Here is an 18,233-nt window from a genome sequence, read left to right as displayed (position 1 = left end):
ATCTATCTTGCTTTGTCAAATACCAAATTTTATCAAACAGTAGAAGGATCTACTTTTACGCCAGGTCCCATTGTTGAAGTAACAGAAACGTTCTTCATGTAAGTTCCTTTTGCAGCAGCTGGTTTCACTTTTACCATTGTATCAAAAATAGTTTTGAAGTTTTCAACAAGTTTAGCATCTTCGAAAGATACTTTACCGATTGGTACGTGGATGTTTCCAGCTTTATCAACACGGTATTCTACTTTACCTGCTTTAATTTCGTTAACTGCTTTAGTTACATCAAATGTAACTGTACCAGTTTTAGGGTTTGGCATTAAGCCTTTAGGTCCTAACACACGACCAAGTTTACCAACTTCACCCATCATATCTGGAGTTGCAACGATTACGTCGAAATCGAACCAACCTTGTTGGATTTTATTTATATATTCAGCATCGCCTACATAGTCTGCTCCTGCTGCTTCAGCTTCTTTTAATTTTTCGCCTTTAGCAAATACTAAAACGCGTTGAGTTTTACCAGTTCCGTTTGGAAGAACAACTGCTCCACGGATTTGTTGGTCAGCTTTCTTAGGGTCAACGCCTAAACGGAAAGCAACCTCAACTGATGCATCAAATTTAGTAGTGCTAGTTTTTTTCACTAACTCTACTGCTTCTTGAATTGGGTAAGCTTTAGTACGATCAACAAGTTTGATAGCTTCTAAAAACTTCTTACCTTTTTTAGCCATAACTTTATTTCCTCCTTGAATTGTGGTTTTAGCGGAATTACCTCCCACGAATAAAGGTTGCGACTAAAGATTTACCGTCGTCACAACCTTAATCAACAAACCTATTTAGGTTTAGTCTTCAATAACAATACCCATGCTACGTGCAGTACCTTCAACCATACGCATAGCTGCTTCAACACTTGCCGCATTTAAATCTGGCATTTTTGTTTCAGCAATCTCGCGTACTTTGTCACGCTTCACAGTTGCTACTTTATTACGATTTGGTTCACCAGAACCAGACTCGATACCAGCTGCTTTTTTAAGCAATACTGCAGCAGGTGGAGTTTTTGTAATAAATGTAAATGAACGGTCTTCAAAAACCGTAATCTCAACAGGAATGATTAGACCAGCTTGTTCAGCTGTACGAGCGTTGAACTCTTTACAGAATCCCATGATGTTTACACCTGCTTGACCCAATGCAGGACCAACTGGTGGTGCCGGATTAGCTTTAGCTGCCGGGATTTGTAATTTAACAACTTTAATTACTTTTTTAGCCACGAGACACACCTCCTTAAAGTCCGTGATGTGGTAATAGGGGTTTTCCCCTCCCACTCAACTTAGTCTTTATATTAAATAAAGAAATTTGACAATATCCTATCTCTTTACGAGATATACTGACCTATGAAATAGTAACACTTTTTCAAAATCATTTCAAGTTTTCTGGTTAAAATTTTTCAATTTGTGTAAAATCGAGCTCTACTGGGGTATCTCTACCAAACATATTCACTAGCACTTTTACTTTGGCTTTTTCTTTGTCAATCTCTTCAACAGTTCCAGTAAAGTTAGCAAACGGACCTTCGTTTACTTTCACTGTTTCACCTAATTCGATTTCAATTTCAATTCTTTGTTCTTCTACTCCCATTCTCTTCAGAAGACCTTGTACTTCTTCTGGTAAAAGAGGTGTTGGCTTTGAACCTGATCCGGCTGACCCTACAAATCCTGTTACGCCTGGTGTATTTCGAACAACGTACCAAGAATCATCTGTCATTACGATTTCTACTAACACATAACCTGGAAACACTTTTCGTTTAACTGTTTTTGTTTTCCCGTTCTTAATTTCTGTTTCTTCTTCTTCAGGTACAACAACACGAAAGATTTTATCTTGCATCGCCATTGTTTCTACCCTTTTTTCTAAGTTTGCTTTTACTTTATTTTCATAGCCTGAGTACGTATGTACTACATACCAATTTTTTTCCATAAAAGAGGACTTCTTCGTCCGTCCCTCCCTGCGAATTTTTATTATTAATATCCTTTAGGATCGTCATTTATTTTTCAGCAAATGAAAAAACCCGTTGAACGGGCTTTTGTAAATGTTTCCTATCGTTTTACCATTATACCATGAATGAATAAGGGTTATTCAAGTATTAAACGAATAAGTTCAGAAATTCCTAAGTCTACTACTGCAAAGAAGATAGCAAAAAAGGTAACAGTCACTAATACAGTGATTGTATAGTTAGTTAATTCTTTCTTTTTTGGCCAACTAACTTTTCTTAATTCCCTACCAACTTCACGAAAAAAATTAATAGTGCTTTGCATTTTTTGTTGTACCTCCATTTTTAAACCGGGTAGCTTATCATAAGCGCATTATTTTGTTTCTTTGTGAATGGTATGAGCATTACAATTTTGACAAAATTTCTTTATTTCTAATCGTTCTGGCCCATTGTTACTCACAGTTGAATAATTTCTAGAACCGCATTTTTCACATGCTAATACAAGTTTCTTTCTCATCTATCCTACACCTTCTACGTCCTTTATATCTGACAAAACTGTATCATGTACAAGTATTCAATGTCAATATCAGTAAGAAGCTGTTCTATTCCTTTTTAAAGAGAAAATTCTCGTAATTCTAGGTATCTCTCTAATTTCCTCTTGACTCTTTGGAGAGCATTATCAATTGATTTCACATGTCTGTTTAATTCTTCCGAAATCTCTTGATAAGATTGACCGTCTAGATATAAAGCAAGTACTTTTCTTTCTAAATCACTTAATAATTCAGACATTTTTATCTCGATATGGTCATACTCTTCCTGATTAATGATTAACTCTTCTGGATCTAGCACCTTAGCACCAGATATAACATCCATTAATGTTCGATCAGATTCTTCGTCATAAATGGGCTTATCTAAAGAAACATAAGAATTTAAGGGAATATGTTTTTGCCTTGTAGCTGTCTTAATTGCTGTAATGATTTGCCTAGTAATACACAACTCTGCAAAAGCCTTAAAGGAGGAAAGCTTGTCCTCTTTAAAGTCACGAATTGCCTTATAAAGACCAATCATCCCTTCCTGTACGATATCTTCTTTATCAGCACCAATAAGAAAATAGGATCTGGCTTTAGCTCGAACAAAGTTACGATACTTCTGAATTAAATAATCCAGTGCATCGCTATGTCCTTTATGCACCAATTCCACTAACACTTCATCATCAAGTTCTATATATTTTTCCATACTTTCGTTACTCTTAGTCCCGTTGTCAGTACTCATACAGATCCCCCCGACCGTGCAATCATGGATAAATCCATTATACTCTAGGCTTTTTTTAAGCGTCAACAACTCATTTCTCTCCACGTCGCCATTTTTCGAAAATTTCTTCTACTTCTTTTGTAAGTGGAATCTTTGCAACTGGTTTTCTTTCTTTGATTTTCTTTACCTTTTTCCCAATGTCTCTTTCCATTCCATGCATTTCAATTAACAACTCTCTTGCGGATTTTCTTAATGCTCCCTGCCCAAAAATCGCCCACTGCTCTGTAAAGTCAGAGGTTGCTACATATATTTGTGTTTTTCTATTATTTAATTCAATCGCCATTTTTTCAATCCGTTCATCAGCGGATTCATTCTCTTTCGTAAAAATTACTTCTACCTTATAATTTTTGTACTTTTTTTGCGTTCCTCGAACAAAATGGGCATCAAAAACAATAATCACACGGTAGCCGGAATAGCCCTGATACTCAGCCATTTTTTCCACTAAAGTATCCCTAGCAGCTGCAAGATCCTTATTTTTCAAAACATTTAACTCTGGCCATGCTCCAATAATGTTATATCCGTCTACTATCAGAATATCCATCTTATCCCTCTAGTGGGTAGCGTTTACGATAAACCTCATACATTAAAAGTGCTGCTGCAACGGATGCATTCAATGATGTAACTGCTCCAGCCATCGGTAAATGGATGAGAAAATCACATTTTTCTCTAATTAATCTTCCCATGCCTTTTCCTTCACTACCAATTACTAGTCCCAATGGCATTGTGCCATCAAATCTACGATAATCTTCACTTCCTTTTGCATCGGTTCCTGCTATCCAGATTCCTCTTTCCTTTAATTCATCAATCGTTCTCGCCATATTGGTAACTCTTGCAACTGGTATGTGTTCAATTGCTCCTGTAGAGGATTTAGCTACTGTTGCCGTTAAACCTACTGCTCTTCTTCGAGGGATAATAATACCATGTGCCCCTACTGCATCAGCTGTTCTCATAATAGAACCTAAATTGTGAGGATCCTCAATTTCGTCAAGAAGTAAAAAAAATGGGGTTTCTTGCTTTTTCTCGGCTAATGCGAATAAATCATCAATTTCGGCGTATTGATAAGCTGCCACTTGTGCCACAACTCCTTGATGATTTGCATCAATTAAACTATCTAACTTCTTCTTAGGTACAAACTGAACAAGTACATTAGCATTCTTTGCTAAGCCAATGACTGTTTGCATTTGTCCTTTCTGTGATCCTTCTGCTATCAATATTTTATTTACATCTCGCTCTGATTTTAATGCTTCTATTACTGCATTTTTACCAACAATATAGTCACTAGACACTATTTGTTCCTCCTATTTACTCTCAATGATAGAGAAAGTTGCTTTAATTATTTCTTCAAATCGTTCTTCTTTATTAGCCAGATATAAATATCCAAGTACAGCTTCGAACCCCGTACTGTTTCTGTATGTTTGCACATCTGTATTTTTGGGAACAGACCCAGATTTCGCATTTCTTCCTCGCTTGAATACCGCAATTTCTTCTTCAGAGAAAAAATCTTCATCCAGCAATCGGTGAACTACTTTAGCTTGTCCTTTTGCAGAAACATATTTAGTTGCTTCTCTATGAAGATTATTCGGTTTCACTTTTCCACTATACAATAAATGTCGTCTTACATAAATTTCAAGAACAGCATCGCCCATATAAGCAAGAGCTAAGCTGTTCAGTTGTTTTTCATCTACTTTTTTTTCATAGAGGATCATCTGTTACCCTCTTTTCCAACGTATACCTTGTGCGGTGTCTTCTAAAATAATGTTCATTGCTTTTAATTCATCTCTAATTTGATCAGCCAACTGAAAATTTCTATCTTTTCTAGCTTGCGTTCTTTTCTCAATTAATGCTTCTATTTCTTCATCCAAAAGTTCTTGGTTTGCGGATAAAGATAAGCCTAGAACTTCGAACAATGCTTCAAACTCATTCATAAAAGCATGAATCACAGTTGGTGATGTTGTCTTTTCCAACAGATAATAATTAGCTTGTCGAGATAATTCAAATAGAACGGAAATAGCATTGGCTGTGTTAAAATCATCATCCATACTTGTAACAAATTGTTCATGTAATTCCTTCATCTTTTCTAGCCACTCATCATTTGAATCTGTAAGATCTGTACTAGATACACTGCGATGCTTTAGGTTTTCATAAGATGTTCTAATTCTTTCTAACCCTGCTCTAGTATTCTCTAATACCTCTTCACTATAGTTAATTGGATTACGATAGTGCACAGAAAGCATGAAAAATCTTAACACTTGAGGATCATGAATTTTAATAATATCGTTAACAGTAATGAAATTCCCAAGTGACTTAGACATCTTCTCATTATCAATATTAATATATCCATTGTGCATCCAGTAATTAGCAAAGGTTTTCCCTGTTAATGCTTCTGATTGAGCAATTTCGTTCTCATGATGTGGAAAGGCTAAATCTTGACCACCTGCATGAATATCAATTGTGTCACCTAGGTATTTGCGAACCATCGCAGAGCATTCTATATGCCATCCAGGTCTGCCTTTCCCCCACGGACTATCCCAGGAGATTTCTCCATCTTTAGCCTTTTTCCAAAGAGCAAAATCTAAAGAATCTTGTTTTTTCTCCCCAACTGCTATTCTCGCTCCAGAACGCAATTCATCTATAGATTGATGCGAAAGCTTACCATATCCTTCAAACGCTCTTGTGTGGTAATATACATCCCCTTCTGATTCATAAGCAATCCCTTTATCAACCAATGCTGCAATAAAGTCAATAATGATATCCATACTCTCTGTTACTCTTGGATGAACATCTGCTTTTTTGCAGCCTAGTGCTGATACATCTTCAAAGTATGCTTGAATAAAACGGTCGGCAATTACTGGTACAGTCTCTCCTAACTCATTAGCTGCTTTAATTAACTTATCGTCTACATCTGTAAAGTTAGAAACAAACTGTACATCAAAACCACGAAATTTCAAATATCTTCTAACTGTATCAAATACGATGGCAGGACGAGCATTTCCGATATGAATATAGTTGTAAACTGTCGGCCCACATACATACATTTTTACCTTTCCTTCTTCTAGAGGAACAAACTCCTCCTTTGATCTCGATAAAGTGTTATATATTTGAATAGTCATTACTTATAACTCCTTTCTTCTTGTAATTCCTTTATAAGATTTCTAAGCTGAGTCATTTCTAACTCCATCTCTTTTAATCGGTCACTGAGTGGATCTGGTAAGTCACAATGATTTAGATCCTTATTAATCTTAATACCATCTTGTACTTTCACTCTTCCAGGAATACCTACTACTGTTGAATTAGCTGGTACATCTTTCAAAACAACCGAGCCAGCACCTATCTTGGCATATTCCCCAATCACAATGGAACCTAAGACTTTGGCGCCTGAAGCAATTAAAGCATTATCCTTAACTGTCGGATGCCTTTTTCCTTTTTCTTTTCCCGTTCCACCTAGCGTTACTCCTTGGAATATCGTTACATTATCCCCTATTTCGCAAGTCTCCCCAATTACCACTCCCATACCATGGTCTATAAATAGTCGTCTACCAATCTTTGCTCCAGGGTGTATTTCAATCCCTGTTACAAAACGACTAAATTGAGAAACCATTCTTGCTAGAAAAAAGCGATTATGTCTAAATAAATAGTGAGCTATTCTATGAAGCCATATAGCATGTAAACCAGAGTATGTTAATATTACTTCCAATGAACTTCTCGCAGCAGGATCCTGCTCGAAAATTACCGAAATATCTTCTTTCATGCGCCGAAACATAGCTACCCCTCCCTCATAATCCAATCTACCAAGTAGAAATCTTCTCTTCTTTCTTGCAATATACCTTTCATCTACCTGTTATGACTAAATGTGTTATCCCCTTTGCTTTTACTGCTTCACACTCGTATTTTCGCAAGATTTAAAGCAAAAAACGTCCCTGTCTAAAAAGACAGAGACGCTTTTTCGGCGCGGTTCCACTCTGTTTAAATTATTGCCCAAGCAATAATCTCCACTCGACCTTATAACGGGTAGGAACCCGCTTCTATCTACTTAATAATACTCCCTTCTAAAAGGGACTATTTATTTTTCAATAAAAGACTCAGAGGTGCACTTCAAAAAAGGATGAGCTTAAATCACTTTCAGCCAATGATGATTCTCTCTAAAAAGCTTCCTTTTCTTACTTTTCCTCATCTACGATTTATCTTATTTTATTATTTATTTCCTATACTATATTACATTTTATGCAAAAAGTTAACTAATTAATTTTGCTAGGCGACTCTCAATTTTGTCTTGCCCTAAAAGCTCAATTGCTTTTGGTAAATCAGGCCCATGTGTTTGCCCCGTAGTTGCTACTCGAATTGGCATAAATAAGTTCTTTCCTTTTTGCCCGGTAGCCTTTTGTACGGCTTTTATCGCAGATTTAATTTGATCTGCACTCCACTCAGGCATTTCTGAAAGCGCGTCTTTAAATGCTTGTACAACAGTAGGAACTTGTTCACCAGCCAATACTTCCTTTGCCTCTTCTTCATATTGGATGTCATCAGCAAAGAATAACGGAGATAATTCCACAATGTCTGCTCCACAGCTCATTTGTTCCTGGTATAAATCCACTAATCGTCTTATCCAAGCATTTTCTGTGTCTGTTCGATTTTCACTTACTAAGCCTGCTTTTACTAAATGAGGTAATGCAAGTTCTATTACTGTATCTAGCTCTGCCTTCTTAATATACTGATTATTCATCCATGCTAATTTATTTTGATCAAATAATGCTGGAGATTTTGATAATCTTGCTGGGTCAAAAATACGAACGAACTCTTCTAAAGAGAATATCTCCTCTTCTCCTTCAGGTGACCATCCAAGTAGTGTAATGAAGTTGAATAAAGCTTCAGGAAGATAACCCAACTCTTCATACTGTTCAATAAATTGAATAATAGATTCATCTCGCTTACTAAGCTTCTTTCTATTTTCATTTACGATTAATGTCATATGACCAAAAACAGGTCTCTCCCACCCAAGAGCATCATAAATCATCAACTGCTTAGGTGTATTAGTAATATGATCGTCTCCACGTAATACATGGGAAATTTCCATTAAGTGATCATCAATAGCTACAGCAAAATTATACGTTGGTGTACCATCTTTTTTCACAATAACATAATCACCAATTGTTTCCGATTCAAAAGAAACAGAACCTTTTACCATATCTTCAAATTCATATACCACATTTTCTGGAACTAAGATACGAATACTAGGTTGTCTTCCTTCTGCTTCTAGCTTCTCTTGTTGTTCCTTCGTTAAATGACGGCACTTCCCTGAATATTTAGGTGTCTCCCCTTTACTCACTTGTGCTTCTCTTTCAGCTAGAATCTCTTCTTCTGTACAATAGCACTTATAAGCTAAGCCCTTCTCTAAAAGCTCCGTATAGTATTTTTTATAAATATCATTTCTCTCAGATTGACGGTATGGGCCGTACTCTCCACCTACATCTACGCTTTCATCCCAGTCCATTCCAAGCCATTTTAAATATTTCAACTGGCTTTCTTCTCCACCTTGGATGTTTCTTTTTTTATCTGTATCCTCAATACGGATAATAAATTTGCCACCAGTGCTTCGAGCAAATAAATAGTTAAATAGTGCAGTACGCGCATTCCCTATATGCAAATGTCCAGTTGGACTTGGTGCATACCGAACACGAATTTCTTTAGACATGCCAATGTGCCTCCTTAATTATTCAGTTCTAATAAATACGCAAGTGTATCCCATTACTTTCTCATAAAAGATATATTATATTAGTGCTAATACCGTATAGGTTAATAACTTACGCTTTTGTTCTCTATTCTATCATTTTGTTTTTTCCTTTAAAAGAGCGTTTCCCTTATAGATTGCTATTAAACTGTTCTTTTCTGTAATAAAACAACTGCAAGAGAGGCAATCCCTTCTCCCCTTCCAGTAAAGCCTAGCTTTTCAGTTGTTGTAGCTTTCACATTAACATTTCCCGCACTTGTTTCTAACAATTCAGCTATTCTTTCTTGCATTGTTTTAATATGCGGAGCCATTTTTGGCTGTTGAGCCATTATAGTGCAATCCACATTCACTAATTCATACCCTTTTTGCTTTACAATTTCCCACACATGCTGAAGTAGTTTTGCAGAATCAGCATCTTTAAATGCCGCATCTGTATCTGGAAAATGCTTCCCTATATCTCCTTCTCCTACAGCACCTAGACATGCATCTGCAATAGTATGCAATAGAACATCTGCATCTGAATGACCTAATAATCCTTTTTCATATGGAATTTCAATTCCTCCAATAATAAGCGGTCTTCCCTCAACTAATTGGTGTACATCAAAACCCTGTCCTATTCGAAACATTGGTTTACTCCTTTATTTTCATTTTTTCTATACTTTTTTTCGCAAGAATAGCCTCTGCAAAATATAAATCCTCTGGAGTTGTAAGCTTAATATTATCGTAATTTCCCTCTATAATACGTACAGGAAACCCTAATCTTTCAATCAAGCTTGCATCATCTGTTCCTACATATGTATCTAACTCTGCCTTCTCATGAGCCTCTTTTAAAATAGAAATGCGAAAAGCTTGTGGGGTTTGAATAGCCCACAAGCTAGAACGCTCCACTGTTTCTACTACTAAATCACCTTGTACCTTTTTCACTGTATCTTTAATAGGTACCGCTAAAACAGCTGCTCCGCTTTCTTTAGCAGTTTCTGCTAATATTTCTAATTGCTCTATTTGAATAAAAGGTCTTGCAGCATCATGAACAAGCACTATTGAGTTGTTTTTTATCCTTTTCACTGCATGGTAGACACTGTGTTGTCTTTCTTTTCCACCTTCTACCAGAGCTTGAATCTTTTTTATCTCATATTTTTCAAGTAATTGATGCATTTCTTCTTTATCCTGAGGACTAACCACTAACCAAATGCCCTGACAATTATTATCTTCTTCAAATACTTGTAATGTATGGATAAAAACTGGGATGCCGTCTATTTCTAAGAATAGCTTATTTTTACCCACACCCATTCTTTTACCTTGTCCTGCTGCTGGAATAATGACTTCATAAGCCATAACATGAACCCCTACCCTTTTATAATGCTTTTTCTAACAACTTAGGTTTAGCAAAAATCATTCTACCTGCTGATGTTTGTAAGACACTAGTAACCACTACATCAATATGCTTACCTATATAATTTCGACCTTCTTCCACAACAATCATCGTACCATCATCAAGATAGGCAACACCTTGGTTATGCTCTTTCCCATCCTTGATAATTTGGATTTTCATTTCTTCGCCGGGAAGAACTACTGGTTTCACGGCATTTGCCAAATCATTAATATTTAGAACGGAAACCTTTTGTAATTCACATACTTTATTTAAATTGAAATCATTTGTAACGACTATGCCATTTGTCAACTTAGCTAATTTAACTAGTTTGCTATCTACCTCAGCGATTTCTTCAAAATCCCCTTCATAGATCTCTACCTTAATTGCTAGTTCCTTTTGGATTTTATTAAGAATGTCCAATCCTCTTCTACCTCGATTTCGCTTCAATGCGTCTGATGAATCAGCAATATGCTGAAGCTCGCCCAAGACAAACTGTGGAATAACGATTGTTCCTTCTAAAAATCCTGTTCGACATATATCTGCTATTCTTCCATCAATAATAACACTAGTATCCAATATCTTTAAATCACTTTTCTCTACTTTAACTGGTTCTTCTTCTGTTGACTTCTTCCGTCTAGCAGTAAATAGATTCAGTAATTCATCCCTTTTCTTAAATCCAACTTGAAACCCTAAATAACCAAAAAGTAAAGCTAAAAGAATAGGAGCAACTGTATTTAATACTGGAACAGAAGATAAAGTATACGCTACTAAAAAAGCCAAGGTTAAACCAAAAGCTATTCCAACACCACCAAAGATAATATCGGTAATAGGAGCTTTTACTATCTTTTCTTCTAATAACTTAATAAAGTTAACGATGTGATCAATCGCCCAGAAAGTAATAAAATAAAATATAATGGCTCCAAGTATTGCTGACACATATACGTTATTAATTAACTCATAATTAATGGACATCACTGAAAATAAATCAGGAATAAATAAAAATCCAATTGTTCCTCCGATAATTAAGAAACAAGCCTGAACAATGCGTTTTAACAATACTTCCACCTCCTCTTCCACATTATAAACAAATTCCTAAATTTGAAACCTATTATTACAGGAATTTTTTATTTGTAATGAAAAAGTTAATTTTTTATAAGTAATTTATGAATTCATTGGATAAAACTAGATTATCATTCAAAACAAGTTAATGTCAAATAATTAAATAATCCATTTTAACACATAGTTTTTTCCACTTCAACGGCTTTTTTCTTTATAAAAGGTAATCTACTAATAACCTAGAGCAGCAGTTAATGCCTCTGCCACTGTATTTACTCCAATCACTTCTACTCCTTTAGGAGGTTTAAATCCACTTATATTATTAGCTGGTACAATCACACGCTCAAACCCTAACTTAGCAGCCTCCTGTACTCTTTGTTCAATGCGAGAAACCCTTCTTACCTCACCGGTTAAACCAACTTCTCCAATAATACAATCTGTAGCTCTTGTTGGCTTATCTCTAAAGCTTGAAGCAATACTAACGGCAATGGCTAAATCAATAGCAGGTTCATCTAGTTTTACTCCACCTGCTACTTTCAGGTAGGCATCTTGATTTTGTAATAGCATACCTACTCTTTTCTCTAATACAGCCATTAAGAGTGGAACTCTATTATGATCGATTCCTGTAGCCATTCTCCTTGGATTACCAAAGCTCGTCGGAGAAATTAAAGCTTGAATTTCAACCAAGACTGGCCTTGTACCTTCCATTGATGCTACAACTGTGGAACCTGCCGCACCTTGTGAGCGCTCTTCTAGAAAAATCTCTGATGGATTTTCTACTTCCTCTAGACCAAATTCCTTCATTTCAAAAATACCCATCTCATTAGTAGATCCAAATCTATTCTTTACAGCCCGCAAAATGCGATAAGTATGATGGCGTTCCCCTTCAAAATATAATACAGTATCCACCATGTGCTCTAAGAGCCTTGGTCCTGCAATAGAGCCCTCTTTCGTCACATGTCCAACTATAAAAATAGCAATTCCTTTGGTTTTCCCTATACGCATTAGCTCTGCTGTACACTCTCTTACTTGAGAAACACTACCTGGCGCTGAAGTGACTTCTGGGTGATAGATGGTTTGTATGGAATCAATGACAACAAACTCTACGTTGGTATTTTCAATAGTTCGGCTTATTTCCTCTAAATTTGTTTCTGAATAAACAAGTAGGTGTTCTGACATTACTCCTAAACGATCTGCTCTTAACTTGGTTTGTTTCTGCGATTCTTCCCCCGATACATATAAAACAGAATGTCTCTTCTGCGCTAACTGAGAAGATACCTGTAGTAGCAAAGTTGATTTCCCAATCCCTGGATCTCCCCCAATTAATACGAGAGATCCTCGTACAATGCCTCCACCTAATACACGGTTTAATTCTGCTAATTCAGTATATATTCGTGGTTCATTAACGGTTTCGATGCTCGTAATAGGTATTGGCTTTGCTGCAATAGTACTGGTAGCTGTATGAGCAAAAGCACCTTTTCTTTGTCCAGAACTCTTTTCTACTTCTTCTACCATTGTGTTCCAATTACCACAACCAGGACACTTTCCCATCCACTTGGCTGATTCATATCCACAATCCTGACACATAAATTTTGTTTTTCTTTTAGCCAAACTTAAACCTCCATTTATATCTAGTTAGAAAAATAATAACTTCATTTTCTCTTATTTTTCTATAATAAACAAATGACACACGTAAATAAATAAAATACGTGTGTCACTTTATGGTAATGATAATTATTTTTGAAGGTTGACTGCATCCGAATTCTGCAGCTTTACTATAAATTCGCCATTCTCAACATCTAGATCAACCTGTTGTCCTGTTAAAATAGTGCCTTTTAAGAGTTCCTCGGATAGACGGTCTTCAATATGTTTTTGAATAGCACGACGTAGTGGTCTTGCTCCATATTCAGGATCATATCCCTCTTCCGCAATTTTCTCTTTAGCTGCTTCTGTTATTGCTAAATGAATATCCTGTTCTTTCAGACGTTTCACTAACTGATCAGCCATTAATGTAACGATCTCTCTTAGATGCTTCTTCTCTAAAGCATGGAAAACAATTGTTTCATCTATACGGTTAAGAAATTCAGGACGGAATGCTCTTTTTAACTCTTCCAACACTTTGCCTTTCATGTCTTTATAATCTTGATCTCCATCTTGTACATTAAAACCAACATATTTGTTTTGTTTTAATGCTGAAGCTCCGACGTTAGAAGTCATGATTAAGACTGTATTTCTAAAATCAACTGTTCTTCCTTTAGAATCTGTTAAACGTCCATCTTCTAATACCTGTAGAAGAATGTTGAATACATCAGGATGTGCCTTTTCAATCTCATCAAGAAGAACAACAGAATATGGCTTTCTTCTTACCTTTTCTGTTAATTGTCCACCTTCTTCATATCCAACATAACCTGGAGGTGATCCCACTAATCTAGAAGTTGAGTGTTTTTCCATGTATTCAGACATATCGATTCGAATCATAGCATCCTCATCGCCAAACATAGATTCTGCTAACGCACGAGCTAGCTCTGTTTTACCTACTCCAGTTGGACCAAGGAATATAAAGGAGCCTATTGGACGCTTAGGATCTTTTAAACCTGCTCTAGCACGTCTTACTGCCTTAGAGATAGCCTTAACTGCTTCTTCTTGACCAATTACTCGATCATGTAAGATGTTCTCCATATTTAGTAATTTATCTGTTTCTGTTTGTGCAAGCTTAGATACGGGTATTCCGGTCCAGCTAGATACAACACTAGCAATATCCTCTACAGTAACCTCTGTATTTTCTTGTCCTTGCTTTTCTTTCCAACTCTTTTTCGTTTCTTCTAGCTTCTCTCTTAATCGCTGCTCTGTATCACGTAAAGATGCCGCTTTTTCAAACTCTTGACTTTGAACGGAAGCATCCTTCTCTTTGCGAACTTCCTCTAGTTTTACCTCTAGCTCTTTTAAATTTGGAGGAGTTGTATACGATTTTAAGCGCACTTTCGAGCCAGCTTCATCAATTAAATCAATAGCTTTATCTGGTAAAAAGCGATCAGAGATATAGCGATCAGATAATTTAACAGCAGCTTCAATAGCTTCGTCTGTTATAGATACACGATGGTGTGCTTCATAACGATCTCTTAGCCCTTTTAAAATTTGAACAGATTCTTCACTAGTTGGTTCATCTACTGTAATAGGCTGGAATCTTCTTTCTAATGCAGCATCTTTTTCAATGTACTTACGATATTCGTCTAGTGTTGTTGCCCCTATACATTGAAGTTCTCCTCTTGCTAAAGAAGGCTTAAGGATATTGGAAGCATCTATTGCTCCTTCTGCTCCACCAGCACCAATTAATGTATGCAATTCATCAATAAACAGAATAATATTACCAGCCTGACGAATCTCATCCATCACTTTTTTCAGACGATCCTCAAATTCACCACGATATTTTGTGCCTGCAACAACCGTACCCATATCAAGGGTCATTACTCGTTTATCACGAAGGATTTCAGGAACCTCATTTTGAATAATTTGTTGTGCTAAACCTTCTGCGATAGCTGTTTTCCCTACACCTGGTTCTCCAATGAGTACTGGGTTATTTTTTGTACGTCTACTCAATACCTCGATAACACGTTGAATTTCTTTACTTCGGCCAATTACAGGGTCTAAGCTACCTTCTCTAGCAATAGCCGTTAAATCGCGTGCTAAACTATCTAGAGTTGGAGTATTTGCACTTGCAGCAGAACCACCCTGATGGCTTCCCGACTCACTGCTTCCTAATAATTGAAGTACCTGCTGACGAGCTTTATTTAAACTAACTCCTAAGTTATTTAATACTCTAGCAGCAACCCCTTCTCCCTCTCTTATTAAACCAAGCAAGATATGTTCTGTCCCAACATAGGAATGACCTAATTTTCTAGCTTCATCCATGGAGAGCTCAATTACTTTTTTCGCTCTTGGGGTATAGTGTGGAACTGCAGTAGCCTCGTGACCTCTACCAATCAGTTTCTCTACTTCCTCTTGAATCTTCTCAGCTTCTAAGCCTAAAGCTTGTAAAGCTTTAGCAGCGATACCTTCTCCCTCTCGTACCAAACCAAGTAAGATATGTTCTGTTCCTATATTGTTATGACCAAGTCGCATTGCCTCTTCTTGGGATAGAGCTAAAACCTTTTGAGATCTTTCCGTAAATCGTCCAAACATCATACTTTCATCCTCCTTAAAATCATTTATTAGTTTTCTAATTTTAGTCTTTCTCTTATTAAGGATGCGCGACGAATATCGCGATCATTTGGATTCATTTGTTCGCCTGCATATAACTGTAGAAACCCAGGCTGAGTAAGAATCATTAGTTCATTAAGTATGCTTTTAGAGACATTTTTAATATAGCCTAGATCTATTCCTAATCGAACATCTGACAAGCATTTAGCTGCCTCTTTTGTCTCCATAATACGACTATTCAGAAGGATTCCATAAGAACGGAAAACTCTGTCTTCTAATTGTATGTTAGAGGTTTTCACTAATGCATTCCTTGCTACTTTTTCCTGTTCAATCAATTGGGTTACAACACTCTTTAAATCTTCAATAATGTCTTGTTCTGTCCTACCCAAAGTAATTTGGTTAGAAATTTGAAATATATTACCTAATGCTTCGCTGCCCTCACCATATATTCCTCTTACCACTAAACCAAGCTGTTGGATGGCAGGAATAATACGATTCATTTGTTGTGTAAGCACCATGCCGGGCAAATGCATCATCACGGAAGCTCTTAAACCTGTTCCAATATTAGTAGGACAGCTAGTCAAATAGCCCATTTCTCCATGGAATGCATAATCTATAGACTCTTCTATAATGTCATCTATTTGATTAGCTTCCTCTAGTGCCTCTAACACTTGAAGACCAGGCTTTATACATTGAATTCGTATATGATCTTCTTCATTTATCATAATACTTATCTCTTCATTTTCTGATAGTATTACTCCACCATAAGAGGAGTCGTTAGCAAGCTGAGGACTAATCAGGTGTTTTTCAACCAACACTCTTTTTTCTAATTGATTTAATTCACTCATACGCAAACATTCTAATTGTCCAAAAGGTTCTACTGTCTGACTTATTAATTGATTTTCTACTTGAGTATATACTTCTGTTGCTTCTTCATTAGAATACAAAAGTGGGAATTTTATATTTTGAATATTTCTTGCTAATCTTACCCGAGATGTTAAAACTATGTCTGATTCTGGTCCTTCTGAGCACATCCAAGAGGTGCGAGCTTTGCTCATGAATTTTTCTATCGACATTTTATTCAACCTCCTTGCTAAAGGAAGTTAGGAGTTTTTCCTTTTGTCTAATTTCATCTCTAATCACAGCTGCTTGTTCAAATTCCTCATTATCAATTAATTCTCTTAAGTTATTTCGTAATAGATCTATCTCTTTTTTTATAAGGAAATGTCCACCAATTCGTTCAGGTATTTTTCCTTTATGTTCTATATTGCCACCATGTAACCTCTTGAAAAAAGGCTGTAATTGTTCTTTAAACGTTTCATAGCAATGAGGACAACCTAACCTACCTAATTTTCTAAACTGGGAAAATGTCATATTACAAGCTTCACATTTTAAGTGTTGCTGCTTTTTATATGAATCTTCTTTAATATGCTGAAAGCTTGGCTCTATGTTTAATAATCCTGCTAACAAGTTGTTTATGGAAAAAGCGGACGAACCATTAAATAGATTAATATCACTATTTTCCTTTGCACAATGTTCACATAAGTGAAACTCGGTAGTTTCTCCGTTAATATTCTTGGAAAAATGAATAGTAGCAGGTCTTTCCTTACATTCCGAACACATCATGTTTTTCACCTCTATTACAAACCAAATAATGTCTATTTATATTTCAACGTAGTCAGCATAGCTTTTAAAATTCTTGCACGTAGTTCATCTCTATATGGCAGCTCCAAATATAATACGGAGCGGTCTATTACACTTAACATTATTTTTGCTTCTCTTTTATTAATGACTTCTTCATCTACTAAGCGATATATCATATTCTCGGCATTACTTTGAGATATACGTATTTGAATAAGGGAAAGTATTTGGTCAATTAAATGAGCATGATCATGTGTTTGAACCTTCATAATTCGAATAAAGCCGCCTCCACCACGTTTACTCTCTACTATATACCCCTTTTCAATAGTAAACCGGGTATTAATAACATAATTGATTTGTGATGGAACACATTCAAATTTATCAGCAATTTCACTTCGTTTTATCTCCACTAATGATCTTTCGCTCATTTCTAATACTTCTTTTAAGTAATGCTCGATAATATCAGAAATATTTCTCACCAAGCCTCCCCCTTCTGACTTTGACTATATTTGACTAATATTATACATGATAAAAAGATTGTTTAGCAAGAATGACGCTTTATTAATTTTCCCAATTTCCGTCAATTCCAAACCTATATTGTTTTTGCTATTTATTAGTATAAGAGGGGTTAAAATATTATATTAACTATAGTCTGATTTATTATAATTTTCAAGTTTTAACAATAATTTAGTTTAACTATGGAGTTAGGTTAAGAAAAAGGGAAAAATAGAGGTTACATTATATTGAGGTAGTAAAAAAGGATAAATATATATATTTTAGAAAAAAAGATATAAAAAAAGCCCTGAAAGCTTAATTGCTTTCAGAACTTTTTGACAGCCTGGCGACGTCCTACTCTCACAGGGGGAGAGCCCCCAACTACCATCGGCGCTGAGAAGCTTAACTTCCGTGTTCGGTATGGGAACGGGTGTGACCTTCTCGCTATCGCCACCAGACTATTT

The 18,233-nt window shown here is 36.1% G+C and carries 20 protein-coding genes, 1 rRNA gene and 1 other annotated feature; all 21 genes read right to left on the bottom strand.

All coding sequences use genetic code 11. The features are described from left to right. Window positions 1-32 precede the first annotated feature (32 nt). Window positions 33-722 (bottom strand): 50S ribosomal protein L1, encoded by a 690-nt coding sequence (rplA, locus tag F9279_RS18275; protein ID WP_152115658.1) that lies wholly within the window; start codon window positions 720-722, stop codon window positions 33-35. A 111-nt stretch (window positions 723-833) separates the two neighbouring features. Further along, window positions 834-1,259 (bottom strand): 50S ribosomal protein L11, encoded by a 426-nt coding sequence (gene rplK / locus F9279_RS18270; protein ID WP_141434103.1) that lies wholly within the window; start codon window positions 1,257-1,259, stop codon window positions 834-836. A gap of 166 nt (window positions 1,260-1,425) precedes the next feature. Then, window positions 1,426-1,959: a transcription termination/antitermination protein NusG gene (gene nusG, locus F9279_RS18265; RefSeq protein WP_152115656.1), complete on the bottom strand. Its 534-nt coding sequence runs from the start codon at window positions 1,957-1,959 to the stop codon at window positions 1,426-1,428. Window positions 1,960-2,114: 155 nt separating this feature from the next. Further along, window positions 2,115-2,297, bottom strand: a complete 183-nt coding sequence (gene secE / locus F9279_RS18260; protein ID WP_152115654.1) for a preprotein translocase subunit SecE — start codon at window positions 2,295-2,297, stop codon at window positions 2,115-2,117. A gap of 48 nt (window positions 2,298-2,345) precedes the next feature. Beyond that, window positions 2,346-2,489 carry a 50S ribosomal protein L33 gene (rpmG, locus tag F9279_RS18255; protein WP_152115652.1) on the bottom strand — a complete coding sequence of 48 codons (144 nt, stop codon included), beginning with the start codon at window positions 2,487-2,489 and terminating at the stop codon, window positions 2,346-2,348. A gap of 95 nt (window positions 2,490-2,584) precedes the next feature. Continuing rightward, the gene (gene sigH / locus F9279_RS18250; RefSeq protein WP_152115650.1) at window positions 2,585-3,244 is read right to left on the bottom strand and encodes an RNA polymerase sporulation sigma factor SigH; all 660 of its coding nucleotides are present in this window, start codon (window positions 3,242-3,244) and stop codon (window positions 2,585-2,587) included. A 70-nt stretch (window positions 3,245-3,314) separates the two neighbouring features. Further along, entirely contained in the window at window positions 3,315-3,824 is a 510-nt protein-coding gene (locus F9279_RS18245) for an NYN domain-containing protein (protein WP_152115648.1), read from the bottom strand. 1 nt (window position 3,825) lies between these two features. Next, entirely contained in the window at window positions 3,826-4,569 is a 744-nt protein-coding gene (gene rlmB / locus F9279_RS18240; RefSeq protein ID WP_152115646.1) for a 23S rRNA (guanosine(2251)-2'-O)-methyltransferase RlmB, read from the bottom strand. Between the two features lie 12 nt (window positions 4,570-4,581). Then, window positions 4,582-4,989 (bottom strand): Mini-ribonuclease 3, encoded by a 408-nt coding sequence (locus F9279_RS18235; protein ID WP_152115644.1) that lies wholly within the window; start codon window positions 4,987-4,989, stop codon window positions 4,582-4,584. Window positions 4,990-4,992: 3 nt separating this feature from the next. Further along, window positions 4,993-6,393 (bottom strand): cysteine--tRNA ligase, encoded by a 1,401-nt coding sequence (gene cysS / locus F9279_RS18230; RefSeq protein ID WP_152115642.1) that lies wholly within the window; start codon window positions 6,391-6,393, stop codon window positions 4,993-4,995. After that, on the bottom strand, window positions 6,393-7,043 hold the full coding sequence (cysE, locus tag F9279_RS18225; protein ID WP_152115640.1) for a serine O-acetyltransferase: 651 nt from the start codon (window positions 7,041-7,043) through the stop codon (window positions 6,393-6,395). The genes cysS and cysE overlap by 1 nt, the downstream gene beginning before the upstream one ends. Window positions 7,044-7,211: 168 nt before the next feature. Continuing rightward, window positions 7,212-7,466, bottom strand: a binding site (T-box leader). 48 nt (window positions 7,467-7,514) lie between these two features. After that, on the bottom strand, window positions 7,515-8,972 hold the full coding sequence (gene gltX / locus F9279_RS18220) for a glutamate--tRNA ligase (protein WP_152115638.1): 1,458 nt from the start codon (window positions 8,970-8,972) through the stop codon (window positions 7,515-7,517). Between the two features lie 179 nt (window positions 8,973-9,151). After that, window positions 9,152-9,634: a 2-C-methyl-D-erythritol 2,4-cyclodiphosphate synthase gene (gene ispF, locus F9279_RS18215; protein WP_152115636.1), complete on the bottom strand. Its 483-nt coding sequence runs from the start codon at window positions 9,632-9,634 to the stop codon at window positions 9,152-9,154. 4 nt (window positions 9,635-9,638) lie between these two features. Next, window positions 9,639-10,343, bottom strand: a complete 705-nt coding sequence (ispD, locus tag F9279_RS18210; protein ID WP_152115634.1) for a 2-C-methyl-D-erythritol 4-phosphate cytidylyltransferase — start codon at window positions 10,341-10,343, stop codon at window positions 9,639-9,641. A 19-nt stretch (window positions 10,344-10,362) separates the two neighbouring features. Further along, entirely contained in the window at window positions 10,363-11,436 is a 1,074-nt protein-coding gene (locus F9279_RS18205; protein WP_152115633.1) for a PIN/TRAM domain-containing protein, read from the bottom strand. Window positions 11,437-11,667: 231 nt separating this feature from the next. Continuing rightward, window positions 11,668-13,047, bottom strand: a complete 1,380-nt coding sequence (gene radA, locus F9279_RS18200; protein WP_152115631.1) for a DNA repair protein RadA — start codon at window positions 13,045-13,047, stop codon at window positions 11,668-11,670. A 123-nt stretch (window positions 13,048-13,170) separates the two neighbouring features. After that, window positions 13,171-15,618, bottom strand: a complete 2,448-nt coding sequence (gene clpC, locus F9279_RS18195; protein ID WP_152115629.1) for an ATP-dependent protease ATP-binding subunit ClpC — start codon at window positions 15,616-15,618, stop codon at window positions 13,171-13,173. Between the two features lie 26 nt (window positions 15,619-15,644). Next, the gene (locus tag F9279_RS18190; RefSeq protein ID WP_152115627.1) at window positions 15,645-16,709 is read right to left on the bottom strand and encodes a protein arginine kinase; all 1,065 of its coding nucleotides are present in this window, start codon (window positions 16,707-16,709) and stop codon (window positions 15,645-15,647) included. A 1-nt stretch (window position 16,710) separates the two neighbouring features. Then, a complete protein-coding gene (locus F9279_RS18185; RefSeq protein ID WP_152115625.1) occupies window positions 16,711-17,259 on the bottom strand; it encodes a UvrB/UvrC motif-containing protein in 549 nt (182 codons plus the stop codon). Window positions 17,260-17,291: 32 nt separating this feature from the next. Continuing rightward, entirely contained in the window at window positions 17,292-17,753 is a 462-nt protein-coding gene (locus F9279_RS18180; RefSeq protein ID WP_152115623.1) for a CtsR family transcriptional regulator, read from the bottom strand. A gap of 357 nt (window positions 17,754-18,110) precedes the next feature. Then, window positions 18,111-18,227 (bottom strand): 5S ribosomal RNA (gene rrf / locus F9279_RS18175). Window positions 18,228-18,233 lie beyond the last annotated feature (6 nt).

The organism is Bacillus sp. B1-b2, assembly GCF_009183415.1.
Taxonomy (GTDB): Bacteria; Bacillota; Bacilli; order Bacillales; family Cytobacillaceae; genus Niallia.
Note: the sequence above shows the minus strand (reverse complement) of the source record. Positions and strands in the feature narration are given on the sequence as shown.